This is a genomic window from Nostoc sp. CHAB 5715 (assembly GCF_020829685.1).
Classification (GTDB): Bacteria; Cyanobacteriota; Cyanobacteriia; order Cyanobacteriales; family Nostocaceae; genus Nostoc.
The window spans coordinates 1-6,503 of the sequence record NZ_JAIVFR010000379.1; the positions used below are offsets into that span (position 1 = coordinate 1).

The window sequence follows — 6,503 nt, forward strand, 5'->3', positions numbered from 1 at the left end:
GATCAGTTCATCAGAGATACCGTCAAACTTAAGTGCTAACTCACTGTTGGTAAACTTTAGCAGTCGTCGTTGAGCGATCGCAATTTTATTGTCAGTTACAGGGTATAAATCAAGTTACTGGAATAGTTCCTCAAGTTGCTGGATATAATTGACACTGCCCAAGTCTAAAGCCGGGGGATTCTTGAAGAGTCCACAAACGGACTTTCAATGGGGAAGAGCAAAAACACCCTAGACGCTCAAGACAACTACCAGTATGAGGGGTGTTGCAATTCGTTTTTTGGTCAATACGCTTGGGTTAAGGCTGAAACTCTTTGTCAAAGTCAATTTTTTTAACGAACCGCCAAGAACGCCAAGAGAAGAAATGCTTAACTGAACTGTATTGGGAGTTAGACCGCTCCCGTTACAAGGTAGACCGCTCCCGTTACAAGGTAGACCGCTCCCGTTACAAGGTAGACCGCTCCCGTTACAAGGTAGACCGCTCCCGTTACGAGGTAGACCGCTTCCGTTACGAGGTAGACTGCTTCCGTTACGAGGTAGACCGCTTCCGTTACGAGGTAGACCGCTTCCGTTACAAGGTAGACCGCTTCCGTTTGTTGGGGAGTGCGTCAATACGCTTGCTTCCCCTGCTCCCTCTGCTCGCCTCAACAGATAAATTTCCTTTTTAACGTGAGTTCGATAAACCTCTTCCTACCTTGAACAAAAGTTCAAGTCTATCCCTCTCCGGCTCGGAGAGGGACGGTTTTGCGTAGTAAAATCAGGAAGAGGTCTTTTTTTATTTCATGGCTTTTGCACTTGTTTTTCTGGGAATTCAGCCGATGGAGGTGTTACCGTTACCTCTGGCTGTGATTCGGGTTTAGTTTCTGGTGTTGGCGTAATTATTTCTGGTGCTGGAGATTCAATAATCTCTGGTAGCGTGGGTGGCAAACTAGGAGATGGTGCAACTGGTGCTTGTGGGGTAGGAACTTTGCCCGCCTGACGGTTAAAAAATCCGCCAAATCTAGGTTTTGTTGACTGAGGAGCAACTTTTTCGGGTAACGGCGTTGATTCAGGAGTTGGCGTTACCGTTGGCTGTGGTTCTGGTATGGGAGACTCAATAATTTCTGGTAGTGTCGGGGATAAAGTGGGAGATGGTACAGCCGTTGGAACTTCCAATTTTGGTTGTTCTGGCTGTATTTTGGATTCTTCTGGAATTTCAGTTTCGGGAATCGGCTGTTTTTCTACCTTCGGTTGTATTTCGGGTGTTTTTTCAACAGATGGTGTGAGTTTATAATTCGGGTCTACAATGGGGCGCACCTCATCTGCTGTAAGTTCTCCTCTGACAATTCTCGACAAAGTGTCTTTACCCTTTGGCTGGTAGTCAATCAATCTAACTGTGGTATTAAAGGCATTTTTGAGAGGATTTCCCTGGTTATCGAGAAATTCTAGTTTTACCCAGTTTTTTCCGGGACGGAAGCCTTTAAGATAAACTGCTTGCCAACGATCAAAAATAAAGCTTTCACCATTAATTGTGGAGCGGATGCGCCAATCACTGAATTCGTCGTTAGGGTTTTCCTTCCCAACAAGGTGCAGGGGAGCGTTAGTTAGGTAAAAGTCCAGTAAAATTGGTTCTGCTCCGTAGCTACTTTGAGGGCGGCTGTAAGTTAGCAGGGGTAACTTGGGATCTGGATTGTTGTCGTCGGTTTTGGTGAAGACGTGAAATGTTGTTTGGGCATAAGCGCCTTCATTCTTAAAGCTTTCATGCCAAGGACGAGAGGCAAAGACGCGCAGGGTATGAGTACCTGGAGACAAGTCTGGCAAAACCAAGGGCTGATTCAGATCGTAAACAGGTATATAAGGCTGGTTATCTAGAATTACGTGTAGATAGGGCCCCAATTGTAATTGTGAGTCCTTAAATATTGGTAGATCCTTAACCTGAAAACTGGCTGTAGCTTTGTTGTCTTGGAGAACTTCATCAGCTTGTGGAGTAACAATTGTCACTTGTGGCTGATAAACTTCCAAAATTGTCCGCAGTTCTTGGATAACAGATGGTGGGGAAACTTCCGAAAATTGCTTTGAAATTTGAGAAATCTGTGGAGGGTTTTCTCTATAGTCAGTAGATACTTCCTGGCTACTCACTTTCTCGCCACAACTGGTCAAGCTTAATACCAGCACCAATGTTATTACCCACCTGAAAATCGGGAACCTCTCAGGGAGGAGCTTCTCTAACACCCTTTTCTGCCACGAGTTCATGCGTTGCACCCAGTGATGGTCTTCGACAATTTACAGATTATTTTGGCTCAAACTGTCCATCTGGAACTATAGCCCAAAAGATGAAATCTGCCTCAAATCCCATAATTTTTCTTGTGTATCTCAGGAAATTCTCAAATGAGTCATATTCTTTACAGCTTTTTACTTACAACAATGGAAATATGACACAAATGTTCATGAATAATAGCAGCAAAAGCTGGAAATCGTCTTATACAGCCAAACTATAAAATTTGCAAATTGTTATTCTTTGTAAATTAAATCGATAATCTATTGACTTTTGGACAAAGGCTTTAAAGTTAAAAGGCAGTTAAGGCAGGAATTCCAGCAATATTTCAGCAAGTTTGAATTATTGTTAAAATATCTCCAACTATCTCCAACAAAGTACAAGTTAAGACTCTATAATTCAACGAGAAACAACAATCCACATAGGTCTTCATGGCGGCTTCAGCAAAATGGAGTTTGCGGTAATGGTTAACTTTGTGGTATTCATGATTCCTCATTCCTTATCATAGAGAGGAGGTCGAATGACAATAAGTCCTCCGGAGCGAGAGGAAAAAAAGGCAAGAGTAATCGTCGATGACGATCCAGTTCCAACCTCATTTGAGAAATGGGCGCAACCTGGACACTTTGACAGATCCTTAGCCAGAGGTCCCAAAACCACCACATGGATTTGGAACCTGCACGCACTCGCCCATGATTTTGATACACATACAAGCGATTTAGAAGACATATCCCGCAAGATATTCTCAGCCCACTTCGGCCACTTAGCCGTTGTTACCATTTGGTTGAGCGGGATGATTTTCCACGGTGCGAAGTTTTCTAACTACGAAGCTTGGTTAAGCGACCCGTTGAATGTGAAGCCTAGCGCTCAAGTCGTTTGGCCAATTGTAGGACAAGACATATTAAATGGTGATGTCGGTGGTGGCTTCCACGGTATTCAAATCACCTCTGGTTTGTTCTATATATGGCGTGGTTGGGGTATTACCAACTCATTCCAGCTTTACGTAACTGCCATTGGTGGTTTAGTACTAGCAGGTTTGTTCCTGTTTGCTGGTTGGTTCCACTACCACAAACGCGCTCCCAAACTGGAATGGTTCCAGAATGTGGAGTCAATGCTGAATCACCACTTGCAAATATTGCTAGGTCTTGGTTCCTTGGGATGGGCAGGTCACTTAATCCACGTGTCCGCACCGACCAACAAGCTTTTGGATGCAGGGGTTGCCGTCAAAGATATACCCTTGCCCCACGAGTTCATCTTGAACAAAGACTTGTTGACGGAACTCTACCCTGGCTTTGCTGCTGGTTTAGCACCTTTCTTCACCTTGAATTGGGGTCAGTATGCTGACTTCCTCACCTTTAAGGGCGGTCTGAACCCGGTAACAGGCGGCTTGTGGTTGACTGATATTTCTCATCACCATTTAGCGATCGCAGTCCTGTTTATCATTGCTGGTCACCAGTACCGTACCAACTGGGGTATTGGTCACAGCATTAAAGAGATCCTGGAAAACCATAAAGGTCCTTTCACCGGTGAAGGTCACAAAGGTCTCTACGAAAACCTGACCAGCTCTTGGCACGCTCAGTTGGCTACTAACCTGGCCTTCTTGGGTTCGCTGACCATCATCATCGCGCATCACATGTACGCGATGCCCCCTTATCCATATTTGGCAACTGACTACGCTACACAGTTGTGCATTTTCACCCACCATATGTGGATTGGTGCATTCTGTATAGTCGGCGGTGCGGCTCACGCTGCCATATTCATGGTGCGGGATTACGATCCGGTTGTGAACCAAAACAACTTACTGGATCGGGTGATTCGTCACCGAGATGCGATTATTTCTCACCTGAACTGGGTGTGTATCTTCCTCGGCTTCCATAGCTTTGGACTTTACATCCACAACGATACAATGCGTGCCTTGGGGCGTCCCCAAGACATGTTCTCTGATACGGCAATACAATTACAGCCAGTGTTTGCCCAGTGGGTACAAAACATCCACACCCTAGCTCCTGGTGGCACTGCTCCCAATGCGCTAGAACCCGTTAGCTATGCTTTCGGTGGTGGGATTTTGGCTGTAGGCGGTAAAGTAGCGATGATGCCCATTGCTTTGGGTACGGCGGACTTCTTAATCCACCATATTCACGCATTCCAAATACACGTTACTGTCCTAATTCTGCTCAAAGGTGTACTGTTTGCCCGTAGCTCTCGTCTGATTCCAGATAAAGCAAACCTGGGCTTCCGCTTTCCCTGCGATGGTCCTGGTCGTGGCGGTACTTGTCAAGTGTCTGGTTGGGACCATGTGTTCCTCGGACTTTTCTGGATGTACAACACAATATCCATTGCAATTTTCCACTTCAGTTGGAAGATGCAATCAGATGTGTGGGGAACGGTAGATGCAGATGGTGCTGTGACTCACATCACCGGTGGTAACTTTGCCCAAAGCGCCATTACCATCAACGGTTGGTTGCGAGACTTCTTGTGGGCACAAGCAACACAAGTCATCAATTCCTATGGCAGTGCGCTATCTGCCTATGGTCTACTCTTCTTAGGCGCTCACTTTGTCTGGGCATTCAGCTTGATGTTCCTGTTCAGTGGTCGCGGCTACTGGCAAGAACTGATTGAGTCGATTGTTTGGGCGCATAATAAACTGAAGGTAGCACCATCAATTCAGCCTCGCGCTCTGAGCATTATTCAGGGTCGGGCTGTAGGGGTAGCTCACTACCTCTTGGGAGGAATTGTCACAACTTGGGCGTTCTTCCATGCACACATTCTTTCAGTAGGGTAGCAATCAGCTTTGTACAAGTTAGGAGTTAAAAGTTAGGAGTTAGGAATGAAGTTAGGAGCGATGCCCTGAGCCTGCCGAAGGGTTAGGAGTTAGAAATAAAAATTTAAAACTCATAATTCTCAACTCATAATTCTCAACTCATAACTCACAACTCATAACTCCTAACTATCCCAGCTGATACTTGATGGCTAAAGGTCAGAGGATTTATTAAACCTATGGCGACAAAATTTCCGAAATTTAGCCAGGATCTCGCACAGGACCCGACGACTCGTCGGATATGGTATGCGATCGCTACAGGCAACGATTTTGAAACCCATGATGGCATCACTGAGGAAAATCTTTACCAAAAGATTTTCGCAACTCACTTCGGTCACGTGGCAATCATCTTCCTGTGGACATCCAGCCTCCTGTTCCACGTAGCCTGGCAAGGTAACTTTGAACAGTGGATTAAAGATCCCCTTCATATCCGTCCTATCGCCCATGCGATTTGGGACCCGCACTTTGGTAAACCAGCGATCGAAGCTTTTACCCAAGGTGGCGCTAGTAATCCTGTCAACATTGCTTACTCCGGTGTCTACCACTGGTGGTACACCATCGGTATGCGGACAAACAGTGAACTGTACACTGGTTCAGTTGGTCTGTTGTTGTTGGCAGCAGTGTTCTTGTTCGCTGGCTGGCTGCACTTGCAACCCAAGTACCGTCCTAGCTTGGCATGGTTTAAGAGCGCTGAACCCCGCCTAAACCACCACTTAGCAGGTTTGTTTGGTGTTAGTTCTTTGGCTTGGGCTGGTCACTTAATTCACGTTGCTGTCCCCGAATCTCGCGGACAGCACGTAGGTTGGGATAACTTCCTATCCACCCCACCCCACCCAGCAGGTTTGACACCTTTCTTTACAGGTAACTGGGGCGTTTACGCTCAAAACCCTGACACTCCTGGGCATATATTCAGTACATCCCAAGGTGCAGGGACTGCGATTCTGACTTTCTTGGGTGGTTTCCATCCTCAGACAGAAGCTTTGTGGCTAACTGACATAGCTCATCACCACTTGGCGATCGCAGTTATCTTCATAGTTGCTGGTCACCAGTACCGGACTAACTTCGGAATTGGTCACAGCATCAAAGAAATGCTGAACTCCAAAGCTGGTTTAGTACCTAATACCAAAAGTGAAGGTCAGTTCAACCTGCCTCACCAAGGTTTGTACGACACCTATAACAATTCACTGCACTTCCAGTTGGGTATTCACCTAGCTGCTTTGGGAACCATCACTTCTTTGGTGGCACAGCACATGTACGCCATGCCTCCTTATGCATTTATTGCTAAGGACTACACAACTCAGGCAGCGCTGTACACGCACCATCAATACATTGCTGGGTTCCTAATACTTGGTGCTTTTGCTCACGGAGCTATATTTTTGGTACGTGATTACGACCCAGAACAAAACAAAGGCAACGTTCTTGAGCGTGTGTTGAAGC

3 protein-coding genes and 1 pseudogene are annotated in these 6,503 nt (G+C 46.0%); 3 read left to right on the top strand and 1 reads right to left on the bottom strand.

Annotated features, from left to right (window positions below):
• Window positions 1–311 precede the first annotated feature (311 nt).
• Window positions 312–665, top strand: coding sequence for a hypothetical protein (locus LC574_RS20550; protein WP_229455295.1), 354 nt, complete (start codon window positions 312–314; stop codon window positions 663–665).
• Between the two features lie 112 nt (window positions 666–777).
• On the opposite strand, the gene LC574_RS20555 is transcribed toward LC574_RS20550, so the two are convergent.
• Window positions 778–2,229 (bottom strand): hypothetical protein, encoded by a 1,452-nt coding sequence (locus LC574_RS20555; RefSeq protein ID WP_229455296.1) that lies wholly within the window; start codon window positions 2,227–2,229, stop codon window positions 778–780.
• Between the two features lie 542 nt (window positions 2,230–2,771).
• Here LC574_RS20555 and psaA point away from each other — a divergent pair.
• Both psaA and psaB read left to right on the top strand, forming a co-directional pair.
• Window positions 2,772–5,030 (top strand): photosystem I core protein PsaA, encoded by a 2,259-nt coding sequence (psaA, locus tag LC574_RS20560; protein ID WP_229455297.1) that lies wholly within the window; start codon window positions 2,772–2,774, stop codon window positions 5,028–5,030.
• Window positions 5,031–5,245: 215 nt separating this feature from the next.
• Window positions 5,246–6,503: pseudogene (psaB, locus tag LC574_RS20565) on the top strand (photosystem I chlorophyll a apoprotein A2); the annotation flags it as partial.